Raw genomic sequence first — 24,133 nt, forward strand, 5'->3', positions numbered from 1 at the left:
TTTTTGTTGCGGATGGCCAGGCGCGCACCCCGATGCGCGCCTGGCCCGCTCATGCCTGGGCCATCACAGATGCAGCGCCATGGCGGGGTCGCTGACGCTCGCGCGGCCGTTCTCCATGCGTCCGGCGAAGCGGCGTTCGAAGCCTTCGGCGGTGACGGTGAAGTCGTACCAGTTGCCGCTTTCCTTGATGGACCAGTGGTGTTCGGCGACCTTGCCCGGCTCGACCGCCAGGGTCCAGGGGCCGTCCTTGCGGTAGGCGTTGGATTGCAGGTTCGCCTGCAGGCTGACCGTGCCGCGGTTGGACACCTTCACGTAGAGCGCGCCGCCGGCCGGCTCGTAGCAGACTTGCACTTCCAAAGCCGCGCCGCGCTGCGTGTTGCCGGAGAAGGTCCGCACGAAGCCGTTGCTGCTGTACACCCACAGGTCGTAGTCGCCGCCGGTCCAGGTGTCCGACAGCGTCTTGCCGGCTTCGACGGTGTAGCGCCGCGGGATCAGGTCCAGGTTGCGCTTGTCGTACACATGGAACACCGCGCCCGCTTCGCCCGTGTTGCTGAACAGCAGTTCGACGGCGCCGTCCGCGCCCAGCCGGGCGCTGGTGTGCAGTTCATAAGGCAGCGCGCGCGACAGCCGCGTGCCGGTCTCCTGGAACAGCGGCTGGGGGATGGCGGGCGCCTGCGTCACGGCAGTGGTGGGCAACAGCTTCTGCGCCGCGTTGATCGCGGGATAGTTGCTGGTGTCGGGCAGCGTGGGCACGCGGGGATCGTTGGGGCTGACGAAGTCGAAGCAGGAGGTCAGGTCGCCGCAAACCGCGCGGCTCCAAGGACTGATGGCGTCGACCTTGATGTCGAAGCGCTGCTCCAGGAACCGGCCCACGGAGGTGTGATCGAACACCTGCGAATTGACCCAGCCGCCCTTGCTCCACGGCGACACCACGTACATGGGCACGCGCGAGCTCAGGCCCCACGGCCGGATGTTGCCGGTGATCTTGTCATCGGCCTTCAGGTAGCTGCCCACCGAGGCATCGAAGTACTCGCCGTCCAGCGGCACGGTCGACTTGCCCATCAGCACGCCGTTGGCGTCATAGGACGGCACGGCCGGCATGGCGGCGTGATCGAAGAAGCCGTCATTCTCATCGAAGGTCACGAACAGCGCGGTCTTGCTCCAGACTTCCGGATTGGAGGTCAAGGCGTCCAGCACGTCGGCAATGAAGTCGGCCGCGCCGGCCACGCCTTCGCTGCTGCCCGGATGCTCGGCCAGCGCCTGGGTGGGCAGCACCCAGGACACCTGCGGCAAGGTGCCGTTGGCCACGTCCTGCTTGAGCTGCGCCAGGAAATTGACGGCGCCGTCGTTCTTCTCGGGGCCGCCTGTCAGGCCGTGTTCATAGATCGGCGAACCCGGCTGCGCGGTGCGGAAGCTCTTGAAGGCCAGGCAGCCATGCATGGCGCCCGTCCAGTTGTTGTTCATGTTCTGGTAGATGTGCCAACTGACCCCGGCGCGCTGCAGCAGGTCGGGCAAGGTGTCCCACTTGAAGGCGCTGTTCTTGTACTTGTAGTTGTAGACGCCCGTCACGGGGTCGACCTGGCCCGAACCGTCGGCCAACTGCGCGCGGCCCGCGACCCAGTTGGACGGGCTGGGCCAGCAGCGCGAGTTGACGGGCTCCGAATCGGTATCGGTGCTGTTCACGCCCAGCTTGCGCAGTTCGGGATTGGCATTGGCGCCCGACCAGAACACGATGCGGTTGGGATCGGTGCCGGTCAGGATGGAACAGTGATAGCCGTCGCAGACGGTGAAGGCATCGGCCAGCGCGAACTGGTACGGAATGTCCTCGCGCATGAAGAAGCCCATGGTGGCCTGGTTCTTGTACTGGATCCACTGGTCCATCTTGCCCTGGTTCCAGGCCGCCTGCTGGTCGGGGAAATTGTGCGGCGTGCCCGATCCGATCAGCGCGTTGCTGGTCCTGGAATCGCGGCGGAAGGGCTGGATGTCCTGGCCGCCCTTGGGGTCGGGCTGGAAGAACACCGACTTGCCGCTGGCCAGCGGAATCGGGAAGCGGTCGCCGAAGCCGCGCACGCCGCGCATGGTGCCGAAATAGTGGTCGAACGAGCGGTTCTCCTGCATCAGGATCACGATGTGCTTGATGTCCTTGATGGTGCCGCTTTCGACCGCCGCGGGAACCGCCAGCGCGCGCTGGATCGAGGCGGGCAGCAAGGCCATCGCCGACAGGGCGCCGGCTGCCTGGGCCGAGGCCCGGAAGAACTGCCGGCGGCCCGGCAAGGCCGGGGACACGCTGGCGGAATGCGAGGGGTAGGTCTTGGTCATGGGGCTACTCTTGCGTTGGGTTGAGCGGATCGGGCGTTCAGGGCGCGCAGCGCAGTTGCGGCGCGGGCGGCGGCGTCTCGGGCTGTCCGGTCTCGGGCGGCGCGGTCGCGCCGTCATCCGAGTCGTCATCGCCGCCGCAGGCGGCAAGGGTCAAACTCAGGGCGATGGCCGCAACAAGGGCGCGGCCCAGTGCAAAGTACGGGGTCATGAAAACTCCTGGTCAGGGAACGTTGCCGGGTCCGTCCGGCAGAAAACCTATAGGGGCGCGGCGGCCTGGCTGGCCGCCGCGCCAGCTCAGCTCAAGCGGCGCCGCAAGCGGGCGGCGACCTGGTCCAGCAAGAACACGGTGATGAAGATCACGACGAGAATGGTCCCGACGTGGGCGTACTGGTACATGTCGTAGCGGCCCTTCAGCTCCTGGCCGATGCCGCCCGCGCCCACCAGGCCCACGACCGTGGCCATGCGCACGTTGCGGTCCAGGATGTACAGGGTGTAGCCGGTGAACTTGGGCATGACTTGCGGCAGCACGGCATAGGCCAACACGCGCGGCTTGCTGGCGCCGATCGCGGCCAGCGCCTCTTGCGGCTTGGCGTCGGCCGTCTCGATATCCTCGGCGTAGAACTTGCCCAGGAATCCCATCGAATGGATGGCCAGCGCCAGCACCCCGGCAATCGGGCCGAAGCCGTAGGCCAGCACCAGGAACAGCGCGCAGATCAGCTCGGGCATCGCGCGGAACATGCTGACGATGGCCCGCGCCGCCACGTACAGCAGCCGATTGGGCGCGTAATTGCGGGCGCTGCAATAGGCCAGCGGCACGCTGCCCAGTACGGCCAGCAAGGTCGCCCAGATGGCGATCTCGAAGGTCTCGACCATCTTCACCGCCACCCGCCACAGATAGCCCAGCGGCTCGACCAGATAGGTCTGCGTGGACACCTCGTCTTCCATCTTCAGCGTGTGCGGATTCAACCGGTTTTCGGTCACCTGCAGCGTTTCCACACGGGCCAGCCACGGCAACTTGTCCGGATCGAATCCTTCTATGCGCGAGGTCTCGGTGCGATAAGAGACCTGCAGCGGGAACAGGTTGTCGGCCAGGGCGCCCAGGCCCGCCGTGACCTGGGACTGCTGCTTCAGGCCCACCGCCGCCAGCGCGCCGTCCAGGGTCAGCGCCGCCATGCGGCCCATCTCGACCCGTTGGCCGGTGTAGAGGAACAACATCAGCGCCGCGATCACGATCAGCAGCGCGCGGGCGCCGTAAGGCGGATCCAGGCGCCAGGCCGCGTTGTCGGCTGGCGTTTTCAATGCCTGCGTGTTCATTGCGCGCCTCCCGCCGACAACACCGCCGGCCGGATCGGCCTGGCCGCGCGCGGCTCGACATGGCCGCGGCCCGCAAGATCGGCAGCGGCGATGCCGCTCTCCGGCTGCGGGGCCCGATACAGGGCGCGGGCGGTGGCCTCATCGAACGCGCCCGCCGGTCCGTCGAACACCATGACGCCATGGCGCAGCGCCACGATGCGGTCGGCGAACTCGCGGGCCAGATCGACCTGGTGCAGGCTGCACAGGACGGTCGCGCCGCGTTCCCGCGCCTGATTGCGCAACAGCTCCAGGATGTCGCGGCTGATGCGCGGGTCCAGGCTGGCCACCGGCTCGTCGGCCAGCAACAAGGCCGGGGCCAGCATGAAGGCGCGGGCGATGCCCACGCGCTGCTGCTGGCCGCCAGACAATTCGCTCACGCGGCGTTGCAAATGTTCGGGCTGCAGGCCGACTTCGCGCACCAGCTTGCAGGCCCGTTCGCGCAATTCCGCGGGGAAGCGCATCAGATAGGCGCGCCATGCCGGCAAGCCGGGCAGCGCGCCCGACAGCACGTTGGTCGCGACCGTCGCGCGCGACACCAGGTTGAAGTGCTGATGCACCATGCCGATCCGTGGCCGCACGGCAGCAAGCGTCGAAGGCTGCACCTGCGTGCCATCGACCCACACTTCCCCTTGGGTCGGCACGGTCAAGCCGTTGGCCATGCGCAGCAAGGTCGATTTGCCCGCGCCCGAGGCGCCGAGGATGACGCAGAACTGGCCGCGCGGCACCTGCAGCGACACCGAGTTCAGGGCCGCGGTCCCGTCGGCATAGCGCATGCCGACGGCGTCGTAGCGCAGCATGTCCATTTCGCTTGCTCCGGCGATCACCGCTGTGCCGCCTTCTGCAGGATTTCGCCCTTGATCTCGTCGGTCAGCAGGGCCATCTTCGAAGCCGGGCCAGCGAACTGCGCCTCGGAGAACTCGGTGTCGAAGCGATCCAGCTTGGCGCCGCCGTAGCCGCGCACCATGTCCGGGGTCACGCCGGGCGCCTGATGCACCTTGGCAAATGCCTGCTTGAGCGTCGCCTTCAGCGACTCGGGCAGCTTGGTGTTCATTGCCAGCGGCGGATACGGGATGGGTTCGCTCTTGAAGATCACCTTCACGGACTTCGGGTCCACCGCGCCCTGGCGCACCGCCTTGTCGAAGGAATCGAACGACAGCGCAGCCGCGTCGACCTGGCCCTGCACCAGCGCGGCCAGGCTGCTGGCGTGGCTGCCGGTCAATTGCAGCGCCGCCAGGTCCTTGGCCGGGTTCATGCCGTCCTTGATCATGGACGCCACCTGGAAGGTGAAGCTGGAAGCCGAGTTCACGTCGCCGAACGCGGCGCGCTTGCCCTTCAGGTCGGCCAACGTATTGATCGGCGAATCGGCCCGGGCGAACATCGCGGCGTAGTAGGCGGACTCGCCTTTCTGCACGCCCACGGCCAGCAACTGCGCGCATTGGCGCTCGTGCGCCTGCACGTACGAAACCGGTCCCAGGAACGCGACCTCGGCCAACTGGTTGCACATGCCTTCGACCACGGCGCCGTAGGATTGGCCCACCGTCAGTTGGAAATGCAGCCCGGTGCTGCGCGTGATCGCATTGAAGATCGGCGCGTAGTCGGCCTTGGTGCCCGATTCGGTGCCACCATCGGCAGGTATCAGCAGCACGCGCAACGGACGCTGCTGCGAGCCGTCGGCCAGGGATTGGGCTTGCGCGAGGGGTGCGGCGGCCAGCAGGGAAACCAGCGCCAGGGCGGGCGCGCAATTGCGGATCTTCATTTTTCTGTTCCTAGTCTTGTTGAGGTTGCCATCGGGGCGCTGCGTGCTCGGCCCTGATTCCGGACGCAGATTAGTGATGGCACATGACAGGAAAATGAAAATTGCTCAAATCAAAAAAATGAATTTTTGAATTTTGTTCAGATAGAATCACAGCCGCCGGGCAGGCCCGAACCGTAGCGGGCGCCCACTCCTTTCAACCCTGCACGCGCTTCGACGCCACCACGCCGATCCATGACCCGCATTGCCTGCACTCCTCTCGCTTCCCATTCCCAAGCCCCGACGTCGGAACCGCCCTGGACCGTCCGCTCGCGCGGCCTGATCCTGGACCTGGACGGGACATTGATACGGGGCCATGAAGTGATACCGGGCGCCAGCGAGCTGCTGACCCGCTGGGCGGGACGCTGCGTCATCGTGTCCAACAATTCCACTGACACGGCGGCAGGCCTGGCGCCGCGCTTGCGGGCGATGGGCCTGCCGGTGCAAGCCGAAACGCTGATCCTGGCCGGCGAGCAGGCCGTGCGCCATATCGCCCGGCAGCATCCGCGGGCCGCGGTGCTGCTCTGCGCCTCGGACGCATTGCGCGGCTTCGCCGCCAGCCTGGGGCTGGCGCTGGTGGACCGCAATGCGGACATCGTGCTGCTGGCGCGCGATCTGTCGTTCGGCTACGGGACGCTGCAGACCCTGGCAGGCGAGCTGGCGCGGGGCGCGACCTTGATGGTCAGCAACGGCGATCTCACCCATCCCGGTCCGCAAGGCGCCATCGTCCCCGAAACAGGCGCGCTACTGCAGTCGGTGCTGGCCTGCGCGCCTGGCGTGCGCCCGCAAATACTCGGCAAGCCGGGAGCCATGCTGTTGGAGGAAGGATTGCGCCGGCTGGGACTGGCGCCGGCCGACGCCACGGTCATCGGCGACAACGTGCGCACCGATGCGCTGGGCGCGGTGCGCCTGGGCATCGGCTATCTGCTGGTCGGCACTGCGCCTTACGCGGATGCGCCGGACGTGGCGGGGCTGCTGGATGGCGCGCGTCCGCGCAGGCATGCGCTGCCGGCGGACATCGAAGGCGATCAGTAGCGCTTGTTCGACAGCACGTCGAAGGTGCTGCGCAGCGTGGAGACGGCCTTGTCGTAGTCGGACAGGGCCAGGCAGGCGATGAGCGTGTCGATGATGGCCAACTGCGCCAACCGGCTGGTCATGGCCTCGGTGCGGAAACGGGTCTCGCGCGACATGGTGTGCAGCACCACGTCCGCGTGTTCCTGGATCGGCGATTTGCCGAAATTGGTGATGCAGATCGTACGCGCCCCGGCTTCCTTGGCCAGCCGCGTCGCCAACACGGTTTCATGGGTGCTGCCGGAATGCGAAATGGTCAGCACGGCGACGTCCGGCCCGGTCAGCGACGCGCTGATGGCCTGCACGTGGGAATCGGTCACTGCCGTGGCATGCAGCCCGATGCGCAACATGCGGTAGTGCGCGTCATGCGCGATGACGGCCGAGCTGCCGATGCCGTAGATTTCCACGCGGCGGGCGCCGCGGATCAGTTCCACGGCCGCCGACAGCGCGGCCACGTCCAGCACCGATTCCGTTTCCTGCAGGGTCTGGATATTGCTGTGGAAGATCTTGCTGACGACCTGCTCGGGCGTGTCCTGGGCAGCCAGGTCTTCATGGATGTACTGCACCGGCTGCACGATCTGCTGCGCCAGCGCGATCTTCAGCTGTTGAAAGCCCGTGGCGCCCAGCAGCTTGCAAAAGCCCACCACGCTGCCTTCGCTGCACTGGGTGCGCTCGGCCACTTCGCTGACCGACATGTGCACCACCTCGGCCGGGTTGCGTATGACGAACTCGCCGATGCGCTGCGAGGCCGCCCCCATCGAGGGCAGCAGGCTCTGGATGCGCGCCAGCATGGCCTGCGGCGAGCCCCGCTGCTGATCGGCGGCGGTCGGGGTTCGGGGAGTGCGTTTGGATGTGGCCATGGCGGAGATCGAGGAACAGGAACCGGATGCGCAGGCAACGATACCCTACCCGCTGCCGGCGCGGCGACGGCGCATGCTAACGGCCGCCGATGACAGGATATCCGGGCAGCCGCAAGCCGCCCATGAAAAAGGCCGGCATGTGCCGGCCTTTCCGTTTGCTGTGGCTTACTTCGCCGGCGCCGCGGGCGTTTCGGCGGGCTTGTCGCCTGCGGCCGGTGCGGCCGGGGTGGCGGGTGCGGCCGGGACCGAGGGCACCGACGCGTCGGGCTTGGCCGGAGCGGCGGGCACCGAACCCGCGCCGGGAACCGACGAACCAGCGGGAGCGGGCGCTGCGCCCGGCACTTGCGGCACCGAACGGTCGGCCGGGAAGCTTTGCATCACGCCGGAGTCGACGGCAGGGCCGCTATTGCCCTTGTGGCTGACATAAGCCAGGCCGGCGGTGGACGCGAAGAAGACCACGGCGGCCCACTTGGTCGCGCGCGACAGGAAGTTCGCCGCGCCGGTGGCGCCGAACAGGCTGCCGGCCGAGCCACTGCCGAAGGCGGACCCCATGTCGGCGCCTTTGCCCTGCTGAAGCAGGACCAGGACGATGATAGCCAGCGCCGAGATCACTTGGACGGCCAGCAGGATTTTGAGCATCAAGGGCATTACAGACTCCGGAACGGAAACTTAGATAGCGGCGATTCGCAAAAATTCTTCGGCCACGAGCGACGCGCCGCCGACCAGGGCACCGTCGATATCAGTCATGGCGAACAAACTGGCGGCATTGGCAGCTTTGACGCTACCGCCGTACAACACTTGCACCTGCGCCGCGCCCAGCGCGCGCAGGGCGGCGCGGATGGCGCCATGGACTTCCTGCGCCTGCTCGGGGCTGGCGGTGCGGCCGGTGCCGATGGCCCAGACGGGCTCATAGGCCAGGACCATGCGCGAAACCGCCTCGGCGCCCAGCGCCAGCACGGGCTTCAATTGGCGTTCGATCACGGCCAGCGTGTTGCCGGCTTCGCGGTCGGCCAGGGATTCGCCCACGCACACCACCGGGGTCAGGCCGGCAGCCAGCGCGGCCTGGGCCTTGGCGGCCACGGCCTCGTCGGTCTCGCCGTGCAGCACGCGGCGCTCGGAGTGGCCGGCCAGGGCCCAGCGGCAGCCGAATTCCTTCAGCATGGCGCCGGAGACTTCCCCGGTGTAGGCGCCCTTTTCATGGGCGCTGACGTCTTGCGCACCCCAGGACACGCTGCTGCCGGTCAGGGCCGACGCCGCTTGCGCGAGGTAGGGGAACGGCACACAGATGCCGATTTCGCAGTGGCTCGCAGCATCCGCGGCGCGCAGCTCGGTCAGCAACGCGGCGTTCTCGGCCAGGTTGCCGTGCATCTTCCAGTTGCCCAGCACGAGGCGGGCGCGGTTTTCGACTGAAGTCATGGCGAGGTATCTGTATCGGTTGGACTGGGGCGAGCCAAGGGCTGCGTAGCAACCGCCCACGGGCCTGCCTGGAAAAAATTCCAGGCGAAACCCGTGATTGTATCCTGTTGCGGGACGCTACGCCGAGCGCCCCCCATTTCTTACATGGTCAGGATGATTTTGCCGATGTTTTCACCGCTTTCCATCATGGCATGGGCGCGCGAGGCCTCGGCCAGCGGGAAGGTGGCGTGCACGATGGGCTTGATGGCCCCTTTTTCCAGCAGGGGCCAGGCCTGCTCGCGCAGGGCGCGCGCGATGGCGCCCTTGAAGGCGACCGGACGGGGACGCAAGGTCGAGCCGGTGATGGTCAGGCGGCGGCGCATGACCTGGGCCGTATCCACATTGGCGTGGGAACCGCCCAGCTGGGCGATGATGACGATGCGGCCGTCGTCGGCCAGGCACTGCATGTCGCGGCCGATGTAATCGCCGGCCACCATGTCCAGGATCACGTCCACGCCGCGTCCGCCGGTGGCGTCCAGCACTTCCTTCACGAAATCCTGGGTCTTGTAGTTGATGCCGCGCTCGGCGCCCAGCGCTTCCACGGCGCGGGCCCGGTCGTCGCTGCCGACGGTGGCATAGACCTTGTGGCCCATGGCGCGGGCCAGCTGGATGGCCGTGGTGCCGATGCCGCTGGCGCCGCCATGCACCAGCAATGCCTCGCCTTCGGACAGGCGGCCGCGGTCGAATACGTTGCTCCAGACCGTGAAATAGGTTTCCGGCAGGCCGGCGGCCTCGATGTCGGACAGGCCCTTGGGAATCGGCAGGCATTGCGCCGCGGGCGCTACGCAGTATTCCGCGTAGCCGCCGCCCGCCACCAGGGCGCAGACCTTGTCGCCCAAGACAAAACCGCTGCCGGCCAGGTCGCCGCCGACGATCTCGCCGGCCACTTCCAGGCCCGGCAGGTCCGAGGCGCCGCGCGGCGGCGCGTAGTTGCCCTTGCGCTGGAACACGTCGGGACGGTTGACGCCCGCGGCGCTCACTTTGATCAGGACTTCACCCGCGCCGGCTTCCGGCGTGGGGCGCTCCACGGGGACCAGGACCTCGGGGCCACCAGGGCGAGAGATTTCTACGGCGTGCATCGCGTGCCTCCTTTGCAGCAAATGGATTATTATTGCGCCCTTTACGGCGTATCGTGTTCCCGGCCCGGCAGATTGTTTGCCTGATGGCCGGATCGCCGGAATATACGCAATACCAGGAAGCGTGGCAGAGTGGTCGATTGCACCGGTCTTGAAAACCGGCAACGGGCAACCGTTCGTGAGTTCGAATCTCACCGCTTCCGCCAAGACACCCGATGCCAGCGCGCATCGCCGCCCGCAAGGCGGCATGGGGCTACAGGCTGCCGTACGAATGCAGCCCCGACAGAAACATGTTCACCCCCAGAAAGGCGAAGCTCGTCACCACCAACCCGGCGAGCGCCCAGTAGGCCGCCACCTCTCCTCGCAGCCCCTTGAGCAGCCGCATGTGTAGCCAGGCGGCATAGTTCAGCCATACGATCAGCGCCCAGGTCTCCTTGGGATCCCATTGCCAATACGCGCCCCAGGCGTCGGCGGCCCACAACGCGCCCAGCACGGTGGCCACGGTGAAAAAGGCGAAACCCAGCGCGATGGCCCGGTACATGATGTCCTCCAGCACCTCCAGGGACGGCAGCCGGCGGGCAATGGGACGGCGCAGCGCCAGCACCGCGCCCACGACCATGGCGCCCCCGCCGAAATACAGCATCCACACAGGCGACAGCCGCCGCGAGCCGAAGATCATCGGCTCGGCGCATAGCAGCGCGCCCAGCAGGAAAACTGGAATCAGGCGCTTGCCCGCTGCGCTCTGCCCGTGCAGCTTGACCAGGTAGGCGAAGCCCACCGCACCCGCCAGCGAGAACGTGCCATAGCCCACGAAATTGGCCGGCACGTGCAGCTTCATCCACCAGCTTTGCAGTGCGGGCACCAGCGGCTGGATCTGATGGGCGCCGCGCGTGAGCGAATACCAGGACAGGAACAGGACCATCGAGGCAACCACCAGCATGACGAAGCCGCCCAGCGCTCGCGTGGCGTAGCGGGCCTCGTAGTAGAGGTAGAACAGCGCCGTGACCAGTGCAAAAAAAACGAACACCTCGTACAGGTTGCTGACCGGAATGTGTCCGACATCCGGTCCCAGCAAATGTCCTTCGCGCCAGCGCACCAGCAGGCCGGTCAGCCCCGCCCATACCCCGCCCCAGGTCAGGACCGTGCCCAGCCAGGCGATCGCGGGCCGGGCCAGCCCCGCCCAATAGCAAAGCGTGCCCAGCACGAACAGGCAGCTCATCCAGAGTATGGCCGACTGCGACGACAGCAGATACTTGAGCAGGAAGACGTTTTCGGCGCGCCCCAGGTTGCCCTGCAGCAGCCCTGCCCCGCCCGCGTACAACCACGCGGCCAGCAGCGCGCTGGCGCCGCTGGCCAAGAACAGAGGCCGCAAGGGGCGCCACAGCCATCCCAGCCAGGCCAGGGCAGGCACCGCGCCGATCAGCATCGCTTGCTCGTAGCCGTTCAGGAACTGGCCGAACTCCCCCAGTGCATAGGCGCAGCCGGCAAGACAGATCAGCAGGAACCCGGCGTCGGTCGGGTTCAAGCGCCTGCCGGTCCGGGCAGCGGCATTCGAAACGTCCGACACGGACCGGCGGCAAGTCGGCGGGACGGACCCGGTGGCGGTAAGCGGCATCGCGGCATCTCCATGCGTAACCGTGCGGCCCAGGTTGCCCGCAGGCCGAACGAATCTTATTTTGTCATAGGACAAATTCATTCTAAGAACGACGCGTCCGCGCTGCATAGCGACGGCGCCAGCCCCCACGCTGCGCCGCCATCCCTACCGGAAACGCGGCAACCGTGCTAGACGCCCGCGCAGCGCGCTTCGTCCAGGGACAGGCGGGACGCTATCCGCTCCGGACAGGATTCCTGCAATTGCCTGCAGGCCGCGTGCACGCGCGCCATGGCCAGGGCGATTTCTCCGGTTTCCAGGCCGGCGTAGCCAAACAGCAGATGCCGGGACTCGACGCCCTCGGCCGCGCTGGCGGCGGCCTGGGCCAGCGGATACAGCCTCACGCCCTGCGCCAGTGCGGCCGCGGCGACCGCGTCGGCGCCGGGGCTGTCCGCCGGCAGTTCAAAGGCCAGGTGCATCCCCGAATTCTGTCCGCTGATCCGGCCGCGTCCGCCCCAGACTTTACGGATGCCACGCAGCAGTTCGTCGCGCTGCGCCTGGTAGCGCCGCCGCAAGGTCTGCAGGTGGCGGGCGAAACAGTTCTCATCGAAGTAGCGCGCCAGCACGGCCTGCGTCAGCCATGGGCTGCCGTTGTTGAGCAAGGCCTTGCGTTCGGCAAAATCGTCGACCAGCTCAAGCGGGCAGACCATGTATCCCAGCCTCAAGCCGGGCCCCAGCGTCTTGGAGAACGTCCCCAGGTACACGACCTGCCGCGGACTCATCGCGGCCAGCGGCATGGGCAGCACGGACTCATAGCAAAAGTCGCCGTCGTAGTCGTCCTCGATGATCAGCGCGCCGCTGCGGGCCGCCCATTCGAGCAATTGCCGGCGCCGGGACAGGGACATGGCGTAGCCCAGGGGGTACTGGTGCGAGGGCGTCACATAAGCCAGCCTGGCCGGGCCTTCCGGCAACAGGTCGGTGCGCAGTCCCTGCCCGTCCACCGGAACCGGCGCCTCCTGCGCGCCATGCCGCCGCACCAGATTCCTGAACCCCGCATAACAGGGCGACTCGAACACCGCCCGGCCGTGGCGGTCCAGGAAATGCGAGGCGATCAGGCTCAAAGCCTCCTGGCTGCCGGCGGTGATCAGCACCTGTTCGGGCTCGACCTTCAGCGCCTTGGCGGCCGACAGGTAATCGGCAATCTGCACGCGCAAGCCCCACAGGCCGGCGGGCGGCGCATATTCGGCCATGGCGCAGCCCGCATGCCGTAGCAGCTGGTTCGACAGCATGATGAACTGGCGCAACGGAAAGGCGTGGACCGAGGGACGGCCGACCTTGAAGTCATAGCGCGGCGGCATGGGCGGCGACTGGCCGCAGACGCCGCTGGAGAGGGCCTGGCTGACGGCGTCGGCGTAGACCGGCGGACGGTCCTGGACGAAATCGGGACAGCGCGGATTGATGACCAGGCTGCGGTTCAACGTCACGAAATAGCCGCGGCTGGGCTTGCTCTGGATCAGGCTGGAATCGATCAGCAGTTCATACGCGCCCAGCACGGTGTTCTTCGATACCTGCAGCAGCGATGACATGCGGTTGATCGCCGGCAGCCTGTCTCCTTCCTGCAGCCGTCCGGCGCGTATCAGCGCCTCGATCTGGTCGGCGATCTGCTGCTTGTAGGGTTTTGCATCCTGGCGGGATAGGGAAAGCGGGAGTGAAAACATGGCGGACAACCACAGGACAAAAATGGCGCCGGCCTTTCGAAGCGGCGCGGGCCGGCCGCGCTCCGTTTGCTATCACAGTAGTGCTTTGGCCACATCATTACTTTGTCCTATGTCAAAAAACAAATTGGACCGTAACCATCGCGCAGGCGTGAGCCGTGCCTTATCGGCCCAGTGCCGCGATGACACAGTGCATGTGCCGCAGTTTCGGCAAGAACTTTACGGGAGAGATCGACATGCACACCAAGCTATTGAGCGCGGCCTTGCTGTTCGTCTCGGCCGGCGCCGCCTGGAGTGCGCCGACCGAGGAGTACCTCAAGGCGAATCAGCTGTTCCAGCAGAACTGCGCCGTCTGTCATGGCGCCGACCGCGGCGGCTACATCGCGCCGGGCCTGACCAGCGACCGCCTGGTCCAAAGCGAGGCGGCGCTGCGCGGCACCATCATGACCGGCATCCCCGACACGCTGATGCCGCCCTTCGTGGGCCGCCTGTCCGACGAAGAGATCCGTGCGTTGGCCCGCCTCATCAAAACGCAGACGGCAGACGATCCAAAATGGGGGCTGGACCAGATCCGCGCCAGCGTGCAGGTGGTGGTCGATGAAGCCACCCTGCCCGCCAAGCCGAACTACGCCATCGACACCGTCTACGACCTGATGGTGGTCATGGCGCGCGGGCGCTATGGGCGGGGCGATACGGGCAACAATGCGCGCACCGTGTTCCTGGACGGCAAGACCAACAAGGTGGTCGGCGAGATCGCCACGCCGGTGGCGCCGCACATCATGGATTTCAGCCCCGTGGCGGAACGCTGGGCCTGGCTCAAGAGCGACGACGGCATGGTCTACAAGATCGACCTGTACTCGCTGCAGATCGTGCGTAAGGCCAAGGTCGGCCTGACCGGACCCGGCATCGCCCTGTCCAACGACGGCAAGTGGCTGGCCATCAGTTCGTTCGTGCCCAAGAGCGTCGCCATCCTGAAGGCGGACACGCTGGAACCGGTCAAGTACATGGATCTGGAGGGCGAGGATCCGGACGGCAAATTCGTCAAATCGGCCGGCGGGCCCGTCATCGGCAGCCGGATCAACAACAAGTTCGCCCTGACGCTGCGCCAGGCGGGCCAGATCTGGATCATCGACCCCGACAAGCCCGACATGCCCGTGACCAAGCTGACCAAGGTCGGCCGCATGCTGCATGACACCTTCCTCACGCCCGACGGGCGCTACTCCATGGTCGCGTCCTATGACGACAACAAGATCGTCGCGATCGACTTCAAGGACGACAAGGTGGTGCGCGACATACCCGCCGGCTGCCAACCTCACGTCGGCTCGGGCGCGGTGACCGAAGTCAACGGACGCTTCCTGGCCTTCGGCACCAACATCGGCACCTGCGACAAGGGCTCCGTGGTCACCGTGTGGGACACCAAGGACTTTTCCGTGGTCAAGCAGATCCCGGTGGCGGGGGCCACCGAATCGCCCGCCGCCCATCCAAACGCGCCCTACGTGGCGGTGGACATCGTCGACAAGGACAAGCGCGCGGCCTGGATCCAGCTGATCGACAAGAACACGCTGGAAGTGGCCAAGACCCTGGACGTGGGCGGACATGCCTTCTTCCCGGACTACAACCGCACCGGCAATTACCTCTATGTCAGCTCGGGCTACTGGGGCGACCGCATCAAGATCTACGACAGCAAGACCCTGGAACTGGTGGCAGAGCACAAGATGGAAAGCCCCTCGGGCATTTTCTCCCGCGCCCGCACCCGCTGGCTGACCATCGGCCTGTCCGAAACGCGCAAATTCTGAGCCGAGGAACCGACACATGAAAACGCTATTCCGCATACTCACGGCGCTGCTGCTGTCCCAGGCCGCCGCGCACGCGCTGGCCGCCGACGGGCAGCCCGCCCTGGTCGCCGGCGGCAATCCTGACACGCTCTCGCCCCGCGTCTCCGCCATGCTGCCGTTATGCGCCTCCTGCCATGGCGCGGACGGCATCAGCGCCGTCGGCCTGTACCCCAATCTTGCGGGGCAGAAAACCGAGTATCTGGTTAAACAGCTCAATGCCTTCAAGACCCGGGAACGTAATGACCCGGTCATGAGTTCCATGGCAGAGCCCTTGAGTCCCGAAGCCATCCAGGAGCTGGCCCAGTACTTCTCCAGCCGCAAGTAAGGGAGCAGAGCGCCATGAATACGCCATCCGCGATGCTCTTCCCGGTGTACTTCAACCTGGCCGGCCGGCGGGTGGTCGTGGTGGGCGGCGGGGCGGTGGCCGAACGCAAGATCAGGCTGCTGCTCAGCGCCGGCGCCGCCGTTGCCGTGGCGGCGCCGGCCCTGACGTCCTGGCTGCGTGCAGCCGCGGACCAGGACCAGTTCCAGCATGTGCCGGAGGTCTTCTCGCCGGCCTGCCTGGACGGCGCCTGGCTGGCGGTGGCCGCGACCGATCACGGCGGCACGAACCAGGCGGTTGCCGCGGCGGCGGTTGCGCGCCGCATTCCCTGCAACGTGGTCGACGACCCCGTTCTGTCGACGATACAAGTGCCCGCCATCCTGGACCGCTCCCCGCTGGTGGTGGCGATTTCGTCAGGGGGCTGTGCGCCCGTGCTGGCGCGGCGCATCCGCGAACGGCTGGAAGCCTTGCTCGACGAAAGCACTGGAGATCTGGCCCGGCTTGCGGCGCGCTACCGCAACCGCATCGTTGCGCGCTTCCGCAACCTGGACCAACGCCGCGACTTCTACGATTGGATGCTGGACGGTCCGCTGCCCTCGTTGCTGGCGGCGGGAGACGGCAGGCAGGCCGGTCTGGCCCTGGAAGCCGCGATGCAGGCCGATACCCTGCCCCGCGCAGGCAGCGCGACGATACTGGCGGCCGCCGACGGCCCCGCCGACCTGTTGACCCTGCGCGCCTTGCGCCTGTTGAACCAGGCCGACCTGGTTGCGCACGTGCCGGCGGTCAATCCGGCCATCCTGGACAAGGCGCGGCGGGACGCGACGAGGATCGAGTTGAAAGGTCTGGGCCTGCAGCCCGACGCGACCGTAGCCACGGGCACGGGACTGGACTGGCTGGCCCGTCAGGTGCGGGCGGGCCAACGCACCGTCCTGCTGCTGGGAACCGCGCATGACCCGAAGCTGCTGGTGCGACGAATGCTGGCTTGCGGCGTGGCATGCAGCGTACTGTAGCCATCCGGCCCCAGACCAGCGCCGCGATCAGGAACTTGCGTTCCCGGCCTCCTCGCCGCCCGCCAGCGCAGCCGCCAGATAAGCCTGGCCCCGCTCGCTGAAGGACAGCGACGCGGCCGCCTGCCGGCCGGCTTCGTCCATCTTGTGCCAGGTCTTCTGCAGCACCGCGACGACCTTGTCCGGATAACGCTCGCAGAATTCCTCGTACTGGTGCTCCAAAAACACCAAGCACAGCGCGTTCTCCATGCATTGCACGTCGGCATCGCGCTTGATGCCCTGCTTGCGGATGATCTTCAGCACTGCCTGTATGGTTTGCGCGTCATGGCCGGCGCTGGCAAGCAGCCTGGCAGCGACGTCCGCGTGATGTTCCTTGAGCGTATTGCGCCATTGCAGATAGCCTGTCCTGCCGGCCGGACAGGCCTCGCGCGGGACCTCCCAGCGGCCGATGTGCTGGCAGCGGGCGGCCAGGCGCAAGGCAGCGCCGGCCCGCGGGGCCAGCTTCGCCACCCAGCCCTGGAGGAATTGGGCGTGCAGCCATTCGCGCGGCTGCATCCCGCCATTCCAGGCGACCAGATTGGGATCGCGCCGGTTGTACCCATCGAACAGTTGCCAGGCGCGTTGCAGCGATGCGTCTTCCGCATTCACCGGGTTGGGCGGGAATTCCATTCACACTCCTGTCTCGTCTTCGGTCAGATAACAGCCGGGATCCTCGGCCCAGAGGTCGCCCGACTGCTTCTGCGCACGGATGCGGGTGTTGCCGTTGCAGATGTCCAGGTAGGCGCAGCCGGCGCAGCGCCCCTTGACGGGCCGCGGCCGCAGCCGCAGCAGCTTGAGCAAGGGTTCGGCGGGATCCGACCAGATCTCCGAGAAGGGCCGCAGGCGCACGTTTCCCAGAGTGTAGTGCCACCACATGGTGTCGGCGTGGACATTGCCGCGGTTGTCGATGTTGGCGACGTTCATGCCGCTGGCGTTGCCGCCCCACAGGCGCAGCCTGGCCTCGATATGCGGCGCGCGCTGCGGGTACCGTCGACGCACCCAGTGCAGGAAGAACACGCCGTCGGCATCGTTGTTGCCGGACGTGAACTCACGGGGTTTGCCGGCCACGGCATGTTCCAGGCAGGTCTCGAAGATCCGCTCCATGGCCGCCCGCGTCATGCGGTGGTGACTGTCCTCGCCCCGGTTGCGGCCGCCGCGGCCCGCGTAGTTCAGGTGTGAAAAGTAGAAGCGGTCGACATTCTCGGCGTCCAGCAATGCCAGCAGCCCAGGAAGATCGTCGGCGTTGCCCTGGGTCATGGTGTAGCGGATGCCGACCTTCAGGCCGCGGTCCCGGCACAGCCGGATGCCTGCCAGCGAGGCATCGAACGCACCCGCCTCGCCCCGGAAGCGGTCGTGCGTCGCGCCCAGGCCATCCAGTGAAATGCCCACGTAGTCGAAGCCGCAGCCGGCGATGGACTCGATGTTGCGCCGGTCTATCAGGGTGCCGTTGGACGACAGGCCTACGTAAAAGCCCATGGCCTTGGCCCGGCGCGCAATCTCGAAAATGTCCGGCCGCAGCAGCGGTTCGCCGCCAGACAGGATCAGCGCCCTGACGCCGTGGGCATGCAGATCGTCCATGACCGCGCAGACCTCGGCGTAGTCCAGTTCGCCGGCAAAGTCCCTGTCGACCGAAGCGGAGTAGCAATGCCGGCAATGCAGATTGCAGCGCCGGATCAGGTTCCAGATCACCACGGGTCCGGCCGCCCCCCGGCGAGGCGCGAGCGGCGTGGGGCGCAGCAGTTCGGAGACGAAGGCAGAGATGCGGAACATGCGGAATTCCTCGCTATGCGTCCGGCCCACGGCCGTCTTTCAGGCGCAGGCCGGTCTTTTTCAGGATGGCCGAGGAAAACAGCACGTCGCGCGCACGCAGGGCGTCCGGAAAGCGCGCTTCCAAGGCCTCGGCGACTTCATCGATGCGCGCCAGCACCGCCGCGCGGTCGGCGCCGTGCAGCATGGCGTAGAGGTTGTAGCGCCACAGCGGCGGATGCCGGGGACGCCGGTAGCAATGGCTTACTTCCGCACGCTGGCCCAGCCAGGCTCCCACGGCGTCGATCTGGCCGTCGTCCACATCCCAGACCGTCATGCCGTTGGCCACGAATCCCAGCGCGTAGTGGTTGGGCACCACGCCGATGCGCCGTATCACGCCGCGCGCGAGCATGTCGCGCAAATGCGCCATCACCTCGGCTTCGGTGACGCCCAGCCGCTCGGCCACGGCCCGGTACGGATCCCGCCGGATCGGCAGCCCGTCCTGCGTGGCTTGGACCAGGGACAGTTCGAACGGAGTCAGGCCGGCTGCGTCCATCTCAGACCTCCAGCTTCATTTCAAGGAAGTACTCTCGTTCCTTCGGAAACGCCAGCACGGGCAGGCCCGTCTCCTGTTCGATGGCGCGCAAACAGGCAGCCACATCGGCGGGATCAGCCGCCGCCAGCACGAACCACATGTTCAGCGCATGCTCGCGGCGGTAGTTGTGCGCAACCTCGATCCGGCGGTTGACCAGGGCCACGACCCGCTCCCATTGCGCCTGCGGTACGGCCATCGCCGCCAGGCAGTAGGCACCGCCAGCGCGCTCGATCTGGAACAGCGGACCGAAACGGCTCAACGCGCCGCACTCGCGCAAGCGGGCCACGCGCGCGATCACGGCGTCTTCGTCCAGCCCCAGCGCCCGCGCGACGTCCGCGAACGGACGCGGGCTGATGGGAAAGCCGCCCTGCAGGCGGTTGATCAGCTTGCGGTCGGCAGCGTCCAGCGCCAGCGGCACGCTCGCGGCAATGTTCTTGGGCCTAACCATGCGCCGCCTCTTCCGGCACGAACCTCGCGCCGCGCTGCTTGAAGCACCTGGTCGAAAACAGCACCGCATGCGGCCAGGCATCCAATCCGAGCCGGCCGGCGATGGCATCGCGCAGCGCCCGCACCGCTTCCCGCTCCTTGCCGTGGATCATGCAGAAGAGGTTGTAGGGCCACTGCGGCAAGCGCCGCGTGCGCCGGTAGCAGAGTGTGACGCCGGGCTCGGCACCCAGCCGCTCCCCCAGCGCATCCACCCGCGCGTCGTCCACGTTCCAGACGCACATCGCATTGGCGCGAAAACCCAGCTGGCGATGCCTGAGCACCACGCCGAAGCGACGGAACAGGCCTGCGCGCAGCCAGCGCTCCAGCAGGCGCAGCGTCTCGTCTTCATCCAGCCCCGTCGGCAGCCCCAACCGGCGATAGGGTTGCGCGCAAAGGTCCAACCCATTCTGCACGGCGTGGAGCAAGACCTCTTGCGCGCTGCCGGCGGGCGGCAGCGCGGCTGGACTGCCGCCGCGCTGCGGCGCTGCGCGTTGTTGTGGCGTACTCAGGCTGAAACCCAAGTCGATGTGGTACTCGGCCTCCATGGGCAAGGCCAGCGGCTCGCAGCCGGTATCTTGCCCGATCCGCGCCAGCAAGCGCGCCAACGCGCCAGGCGTGCGGCTGGCGGCCACAAACCACAGGTTCAGCGCATGCTCGCGCTCGTAGTTGTGATTGACCTGCGGCAGACTGCTGACGTAGGCGGCGACCTGATCCACGCGGCCGGCCGGCACCCGCATGCCGACCAGCGCGCTGGCGAAACAGGACTGGTGCAGCACCGGGCCGATCCGGCTCACCACGCCCGCTCGCTGCCACAGGCGAAAGCGCGCCAGCACCGTGTCTTCATCCAGGCCGACGCGCTCGGCCAGCAAGGCGTAGGGGCGCGAGACCAGCGGGAAGTCGCGCTGCCAGCCATCGAGCAGACGCAAATCTGTAGCGGACAGCTCAGAATCCAATGCGGCCGCTCCTGTTGGTGAAGAAAATGCCGCTGGGCTTGGGAATGTCGAGCGTGGCGCCGCGTTGCAGCGTCCGGGTGTCGTACACCACGACCCGGTCATCGTCGCGTGCCGACAGCCATACCGCCTCTCCGCGCGGCGTGAACTCCATGTGCAGCACGCCGCGGCCCGGCGCCAGCGTCCGGACCACGGCCAGGGTGTCGGTGTCGATGACCTCCACCTGGCCGTTGTCGGGCACCGCGAAGTTGACCCAGACACGGCGGCCATCGGGCTGCGCCATGACGAACACCGGCTGGCCCAACGTGGCGATGCGGCCGGTTTCCTGCCAGGTGGCGGTATCCACCACCAGCACCTCGTGCCTGCCGATGGCGGGCAGGAACAGCCGGCCGCCCGCCGCGCTCCAGCCTCGCAGATGGGGCATCTTGTAGACCGGCAGCGCTTCCTCGCCGCGCCCATAGCCCTGCAGGATCTTGCGCACGCCAGCCTCCGGATGCCAGAGGTCCATCATGGCCAGCGCATCCTCGCCAAACAGCCCGGCGATGTAATAGCGGCCGTCAGGGGTGACGAGCGCATCGTAGGGTTGACGGCCGGCCTCATAGCGCTGCGTGGCCGGGCGGGCGGGGTCCGACAGATCGGTGATCCAGATCTCGCCCGCGTCGAACAGCGCGTAGGCGAACTTCTGTCCGGGCAGGTCCGCCAGGCCGACCACTTTGGAACGCTTGCCCGGCGCATACTCGGCCGGCACTTCGCTGATCTGGCGCAAGGTCTGGGCATCGAATACCTTGATGCCGCCAGGCGTGTAGTTCTGCACCACGATCAGCCGGCCGTCCTGCGAAATGGCGCCGCCGATTGCATTGCCGGACTGGATGATGCGGCGGTCCACGCGCCTCCGCAGCAGATCCACCTTGCTCAGCCCGCCGTCGCGGCCGAAGACGTAGCCGTAGCGGCCATCGCGGGAATAGGCGATGTGCGCGTGGGAAAGATCGCCCAGCCCTTCGACCCGCGCCAGCCGGGTCTGTCCGCTGGTTTCGACGATGGAGACGGCGCCATCGGCACGCTCGATCACCATGCCCAGGTCGTTGGTGCCGCGCGGGTCGGTAGCCGCTGCGCAGCCGGCCAGCGCAACGGCGGCCAGGACAAGCAGGAGTCGCAGTTTCATGAACCTTCTATTCCTCAGGAAAGCCTTGGAGCAGGCGCGCGGCGATCCAGGCGGCTTCGTCGGGCGCAAGCATGCCGCGCCACCCGGGCATGGCGGTGCCGGGCAGCCCGTGCAGAATCGCCTGTTCGAGATAGGCCGGCGGCTTGCCGGCAAGCGCTTGCGGCGTCAGCGCCGGCCCCAGGCCGCCACTCAGGCGCAATCCATGGCAGGAGCCGCAGTCCTGCCGCACCAGGTGGATGAGCCGCTGCCGATCGGCGGGATCGAGGTCCGGCGCCGCCTGCACCTGGCCCGCCGCCGCGCCCAGCCCCGTGCAACAGGCCAGCGCCAGGCATGTCAGGCCGCGACCGGGGCGCATGGCTCGGCCGTGTCACGCAACAGCAGCTGTCCCGCCGCGGCGGCGGACCATGCCCGCTGCGCCAGACGTACCACGTCGCCGACCACCAGCAGCGTGGGCGGCTTGAAGCCGGCCACCAGCTGCGGAATCTGGCGCAAGGGGGCCACCGTCCAGTCCTGGGCTTCGGTGGTGCCGGAATGAACCAGCGCGGCCGGCGTATCGCCGCCACGCCCATGCCGCTGCAAGGACGCGACGATCTCGGCGGCGTTGGCAACCCCCATGTAGAACACCAGGGTACAGGTGGGATCGACCAGCGAACTCCAGTCCAGTTCAAGACCAGCATCGTCCCGCAGATGGCCCGTGATGAAACGCACGCTGGCCGCCACGCCCCGATGCGTCAAAGGAATGCCCAACGCTGCCGCGCAGCCATTGGCGGCGCTGATGCCCGGCACGACCTCAACCGGTACGCCATGCCGGGACAGGAACAGCAGTTCTTCGCCGCCCCGGCCGAAAATGAACGGATCACCGCCCTTCAAGCGCACGACGCGGGAGCAAGACCCCGCCAGCGCCAACAGCAACTGATGGATGTCTTCCTGCCGATGCCGGCAGTCGCCCACCATCTTGCCGACGTCATGGAATTGTGCGGCGGGATTGATGAGGGGCAGAATGCCGGCGCCCACCAGCCGGTCACAGACCACGGCATCGGCCTGCTGCAACAGCCGCAAGGCGCGCACCGTCAGCAGCTCGGGATCGCCCGGACCGGCGCCAACCAGGTAAACCGTTCCGCTCACTACTCCCTCCCTTGCAGCCGCGCTGCGCAAATAAGGCTTCAGGAGGAAGTGTAGGTAGCGGGATGACGACGCAGTAGGTACGGTCCGTGCCGCCGCCATGGGTGCGCCGGCCGCGCCCAGCGTATTTTCCTCGCGATTCGCCGAGAGCCGCCACAAGGCGTAGTATGAGGACAGCCGCTGTTCACGCTCCTAGGGCCGCGCGCACTCGCGCCGCCCTCCCCACCCTCAGGAGGTAGTCATGTACAAGCACATACTCATCCCCATCGACGGATCCGAACGCTCATATGCCGGCCTGGCGCAAGGACTGGGCCTGGCCAGCGCCCTGGGTGCAAGCGTCACGGTGCTGACGGTGTACAGCGCCTACCGCCCCACTTCCATGGAAACGGTGCATCTGGAAGGGGTGCATACGGAGTATGAGCGCGAGGCCAAGGAGCTCGCCAGGTCGTACCTGTCGCAAGCGGCCGCGCAGGCCACCGCCGCGGGCGTGTCCTGCACCACCGAAATGCGCGAAAGCAATAACCCGGCGCAGACCATCATCGATATCGCCATGACGCAAGGCTGCGACCTGATCGCCATGGCCTCGCGCGGCCATGGCGGGCTGGCGGCCGTGCTGCTGGGCAGCCAGACGCAGAAGGTGATGGCGCATTCGACGCTGCCGGTGATCGTCTACCGCTAGCGCCGCCCCCTTTCCCGGACTTGCGCTAGGCCGGGACGCGCGCCCGGTAGGTCTTCGGTATGCCAGCGGCGGCCACGCCGCTGCGCAGGCTTTCCTGCGGCAGCGCCTGGGCCAGCAAGGGCCGCGCCTGCAACAGCCGCGACAGATCCACGCCCGTGCGGTAGCCCATGCTTTCCAGCATGAAGACCAGGTCTTCGGTAACGATGTTGCCCGACGCGCCAGGCGCGAAGGGGCAGCCGCCCAAGCCGCCCAGGCAGGAATCGAAGGCGCGGATGCCCTCGTCCAGCCCGGCCAGCGCATTGGCCAGGCCCAGTCCCATCGTGTCGTGCAGATGCAGCTTGACCAGCCGCGCGCCCACGGCGTCCTGCGCGGCGCGCACCGCATCGCGCACCAGCGCCGGATGGGCATAGCCCACGGTGTCTGCCAGCGCGATCTCGTCTGCGCCTGCCAACGCGGCGGCGGCGGCCACCTGCGCGACACGGCGCACCGGCACCGCGCCTTCGAGCGAACAGCCGAAGGCGGTGGCGACCGCCGCATCGATGCGCATGGGCCGCGGCTGTGCCCGCGCCCAATCGACAATGGCGGCCAGCACCTCCACCTGCGCGTCGGTGCCCTTGCCCACGTTGGCGCGGCTATGCGTGTCGCTGACCGAGACGGGAAACGACAGCGCGTGCGCGCCAGCCTCGTAGGCGGCAATGGCGCCCTTGAGGTTGCAGACCAGAGCGACGACGGTCAGCCCGTCGATCTTCAGGACCTCGGGCAGGACGGCGCCCGTATCGGCCATCTGCGGCACCAACCGCGGCGACACGAAGCTGCCCGCCTCGATCTCGCGCAGGCCGGCATCGGCCAGTTGCCGGATCCAGCGCAGCTTATCGGCCGCGGACATCATGCCCTTGGCCATCTGCAGCCCGTCGCGCGGACCCACTTCGCAAAGCCTGATTTCCTGGTTCATGTGCTG

25 protein-coding genes and 1 tRNA gene are annotated in these 24,133 nt (G+C 67.3%); 6 read left to right on the forward strand and 20 right to left on the reverse strand.

Annotation, left to right across the window (positions count from 1 at the left end; translation table 11 throughout):
* Nucleotides 1-63: 63 nt before the first annotated feature.
* From IAG39_RS25250 to IAG39_RS25270, 5 genes are all read right to left on the reverse strand, one after another.
* Nucleotides 64-2,319: a phosphocholine-specific phospholipase C gene (locus IAG39_RS25250; protein WP_118931734.1), complete on the reverse strand. Its 2,256-nt coding sequence runs from the start codon at nucleotides 2,317-2,319 to the stop codon at nucleotides 64-66.
* A 37-nt stretch (nucleotides 2,320-2,356) separates the two neighbouring features.
* The gene (locus tag IAG39_RS25255; protein WP_165867779.1) at nucleotides 2,357-2,527 is read right to left on the reverse strand and encodes a hypothetical protein; all 171 of its coding nucleotides are present in this window, start codon (nucleotides 2,525-2,527) and stop codon (nucleotides 2,357-2,359) included.
* An 86-nt stretch (nucleotides 2,528-2,613) separates the two neighbouring features.
* The gene (gene phnE, locus IAG39_RS25260) at nucleotides 2,614-3,633 is read right to left on the reverse strand and encodes a phosphonate ABC transporter, permease protein PhnE (RefSeq protein ID WP_118931733.1); all 1,020 of its coding nucleotides are present in this window, start codon (nucleotides 3,631-3,633) and stop codon (nucleotides 2,614-2,616) included.
* Nucleotides 3,630-4,475 carry a phosphonate ABC transporter ATP-binding protein gene (locus tag IAG39_RS25265; RefSeq protein ID WP_118931732.1) on the reverse strand — a complete coding sequence of 282 codons (846 nt, stop codon included), beginning with the start codon at nucleotides 4,473-4,475 and terminating at the stop codon, nucleotides 3,630-3,632. The genes phnE and IAG39_RS25265 overlap by 4 nt, the downstream gene beginning before the upstream one ends.
* 17 nt (nucleotides 4,476-4,492) lie before the next feature.
* Nucleotides 4,493-5,428 (reverse strand): phosphate/phosphite/phosphonate ABC transporter substrate-binding protein, encoded by a 936-nt coding sequence (locus IAG39_RS25270; protein ID WP_118931731.1) that lies wholly within the window; start codon nucleotides 5,426-5,428, stop codon nucleotides 4,493-4,495.
* 231 nt (nucleotides 5,429-5,659) lie between these two features.
* Between IAG39_RS25270 and IAG39_RS25275 the strand changes: the two genes are divergently transcribed.
* Nucleotides 5,660-6,499 carry an HAD-IIA family hydrolase gene (locus IAG39_RS25275; RefSeq protein ID WP_118931730.1) on the forward strand — a complete coding sequence of 280 codons (840 nt, stop codon included), beginning with the start codon at nucleotides 5,660-5,662 and terminating at the stop codon, nucleotides 6,497-6,499.
* Here IAG39_RS25275 and IAG39_RS25280 read toward each other — a convergent pair.
* The 4 genes from IAG39_RS25280 to IAG39_RS25295 all read right to left on the reverse strand — a co-directional run bounded on the left by IAG39_RS25280 (nucleotide 6,493) and on the right by IAG39_RS25295 (nucleotide 9,929).
* Nucleotides 6,493-7,395: a MurR/RpiR family transcriptional regulator gene (locus IAG39_RS25280; protein WP_223283221.1), complete on the reverse strand. Its 903-nt coding sequence runs from the start codon at nucleotides 7,393-7,395 to the stop codon at nucleotides 6,493-6,495. The two genes, IAG39_RS25275 and IAG39_RS25280, sit on opposite strands and share 7 nt — an antisense overlap.
* Before the next feature lie 165 nt (nucleotides 7,396-7,560).
* Nucleotides 7,561-8,043, reverse strand: coding sequence for a preprotein translocase subunit SecG (gene secG / locus IAG39_RS25285; protein WP_059375538.1), 483 nt, complete (start codon nucleotides 8,041-8,043; stop codon nucleotides 7,561-7,563).
* Nucleotides 8,044-8,064: 21 nt separating this feature from the next.
* Nucleotides 8,065-8,811: a triose-phosphate isomerase gene (tpiA, locus tag IAG39_RS25290; RefSeq protein ID WP_054450238.1), complete on the reverse strand. Its 747-nt coding sequence runs from the start codon at nucleotides 8,809-8,811 to the stop codon at nucleotides 8,065-8,067.
* A gap of 140 nt (nucleotides 8,812-8,951) precedes the next feature.
* Entirely contained in the window at nucleotides 8,952-9,929 is a 978-nt protein-coding gene (locus IAG39_RS25295) for an NAD(P)H-quinone oxidoreductase (RefSeq protein WP_059375540.1), read from the reverse strand.
* Nucleotides 9,930-10,044: 115 nt separating this feature from the next.
* Between IAG39_RS25295 and IAG39_RS25300 the strand changes: the two genes are divergently transcribed.
* A tRNA-Ser gene (locus IAG39_RS25300) sits at nucleotides 10,045-10,132 on the forward strand.
* Nucleotides 10,133-10,179: 47 nt separating this feature from the next.
* Here IAG39_RS25300 and ccsB read toward each other — a convergent pair.
* Both ccsB and IAG39_RS25310 read right to left on the reverse strand, forming a co-directional pair.
* Nucleotides 10,180-11,541 carry a c-type cytochrome biogenesis protein CcsB gene (gene ccsB / locus IAG39_RS25305; RefSeq protein ID WP_118931729.1) on the reverse strand — a complete coding sequence of 454 codons (1,362 nt, stop codon included), beginning with the start codon at nucleotides 11,539-11,541 and terminating at the stop codon, nucleotides 10,180-10,182.
* A 167-nt stretch (nucleotides 11,542-11,708) separates the two neighbouring features.
* Nucleotides 11,709-13,235, reverse strand: coding sequence for a PLP-dependent aminotransferase family protein (locus IAG39_RS25310; RefSeq protein ID WP_118931728.1), 1,527 nt, complete (start codon nucleotides 13,233-13,235; stop codon nucleotides 11,709-11,711).
* A gap of 233 nt (nucleotides 13,236-13,468) precedes the next feature.
* On the opposite strand from IAG39_RS25310, the gene IAG39_RS25315 reads away from it, so the two are divergent.
* From IAG39_RS25315 to IAG39_RS25325, 3 genes are read left to right on the forward strand one after another with little or no spacing between them, the layout of a single operon-like run.
* On the forward strand, nucleotides 13,469-15,028 hold the full coding sequence (locus IAG39_RS25315; RefSeq protein ID WP_118931818.1) for a nitrite reductase: 1,560 nt from the start codon (nucleotides 13,469-13,471) through the stop codon (nucleotides 15,026-15,028).
* Between the two features lie 16 nt (nucleotides 15,029-15,044).
* A complete protein-coding gene (locus IAG39_RS25320; RefSeq protein WP_118931727.1) occupies nucleotides 15,045-15,392 on the forward strand; it encodes a c-type cytochrome in 348 nt (115 codons plus the stop codon).
* 14 nt (nucleotides 15,393-15,406) lie between these two features.
* Nucleotides 15,407-16,399: a bifunctional precorrin-2 dehydrogenase/sirohydrochlorin ferrochelatase gene (locus IAG39_RS25325; protein WP_223283220.1), complete on the forward strand. Its 993-nt coding sequence runs from the start codon at nucleotides 15,407-15,409 to the stop codon at nucleotides 16,397-16,399.
* A 27-nt stretch (nucleotides 16,400-16,426) separates the two neighbouring features.
* On the opposite strand, the gene IAG39_RS25330 is transcribed toward IAG39_RS25325, so the two are convergent.
* From IAG39_RS25330 to cobA, 8 genes are read right to left on the reverse strand one after another with little or no spacing between them, the layout of a single operon-like run.
* Nucleotides 16,427-17,065 (reverse strand): DUF4202 domain-containing protein, encoded by a 639-nt coding sequence (locus IAG39_RS25330; RefSeq protein ID WP_118931725.1) that lies wholly within the window; start codon nucleotides 17,063-17,065, stop codon nucleotides 16,427-16,429.
* Nucleotides 17,066-18,205 carry a heme d1 biosynthesis radical SAM protein NirJ gene (gene nirJ, locus IAG39_RS25335; RefSeq protein ID WP_118931817.1) on the reverse strand — a complete coding sequence of 380 codons (1,140 nt, stop codon included), beginning with the start codon at nucleotides 18,203-18,205 and terminating at the stop codon, nucleotides 17,066-17,068.
* A 13-nt stretch (nucleotides 18,206-18,218) separates the two neighbouring features.
* Nucleotides 18,219-18,737 (reverse strand): Lrp/AsnC family transcriptional regulator, encoded by a 519-nt coding sequence (locus IAG39_RS25340; protein ID WP_118931724.1) that lies wholly within the window; start codon nucleotides 18,735-18,737, stop codon nucleotides 18,219-18,221.
* Nucleotide 18,738: 1 nt separating this feature from the next.
* Nucleotides 18,739-19,224: an Lrp/AsnC family transcriptional regulator gene (locus IAG39_RS25345; protein WP_118931723.1), complete on the reverse strand. Its 486-nt coding sequence runs from the start codon at nucleotides 19,222-19,224 to the stop codon at nucleotides 18,739-18,741.
* Nucleotides 19,217-20,215, reverse strand: coding sequence for an AsnC family transcriptional regulator (locus IAG39_RS25350; RefSeq protein ID WP_205736586.1), 999 nt, complete (start codon nucleotides 20,213-20,215; stop codon nucleotides 19,217-19,219). The genes IAG39_RS25345 and IAG39_RS25350 overlap by 8 nt, the downstream gene beginning before the upstream one ends.
* Nucleotides 20,205-21,374 carry a cytochrome D1 domain-containing protein gene (locus tag IAG39_RS25355; RefSeq protein WP_118931721.1) on the reverse strand — a complete coding sequence of 390 codons (1,170 nt, stop codon included), beginning with the start codon at nucleotides 21,372-21,374 and terminating at the stop codon, nucleotides 20,205-20,207. Before IAG39_RS25355 ends, IAG39_RS25350 begins: the two co-directional genes overlap by 11 nt.
* A 7-nt stretch (nucleotides 21,375-21,381) precedes the next feature.
* Entirely contained in the window at nucleotides 21,382-21,729 is a 348-nt protein-coding gene (locus tag IAG39_RS25360) for a c-type cytochrome (protein WP_118931720.1), read from the reverse strand.
* Entirely contained in the window at nucleotides 21,708-22,499 is a 792-nt protein-coding gene (gene cobA / locus IAG39_RS25365; RefSeq protein ID WP_118931719.1) for a uroporphyrinogen-III C-methyltransferase, read from the reverse strand. The genes IAG39_RS25360 and cobA overlap by 22 nt, the downstream gene beginning before the upstream one ends.
* 238 nt (nucleotides 22,500-22,737) lie before the next feature.
* Here cobA and IAG39_RS25370 point away from each other — a divergent pair, with 238 nt between their 5' ends.
* Nucleotides 22,738-23,175 (forward strand): universal stress protein, encoded by a 438-nt coding sequence (locus IAG39_RS25370; protein ID WP_059375544.1) that lies wholly within the window; start codon nucleotides 22,738-22,740, stop codon nucleotides 23,173-23,175.
* A gap of 25 nt (nucleotides 23,176-23,200) precedes the next feature.
* Here IAG39_RS25370 and IAG39_RS25375 read toward each other — a convergent pair whose 3' ends face one another.
* Nucleotides 23,201-24,127, reverse strand: coding sequence for a hydroxymethylglutaryl-CoA lyase (locus tag IAG39_RS25375; protein WP_118931718.1), 927 nt, complete (start codon nucleotides 24,125-24,127; stop codon nucleotides 23,201-23,203).
* Nucleotides 24,128-24,133: the final 6 nt, after the last annotated feature.

Origin of the sequence: Achromobacter xylosoxidans, assembly GCF_014490035.1 — a bacterium.
Lineage (GTDB): Bacteria > Pseudomonadota > Gammaproteobacteria > Burkholderiales > Burkholderiaceae_B > Achromobacter > Achromobacter bronchisepticus_A.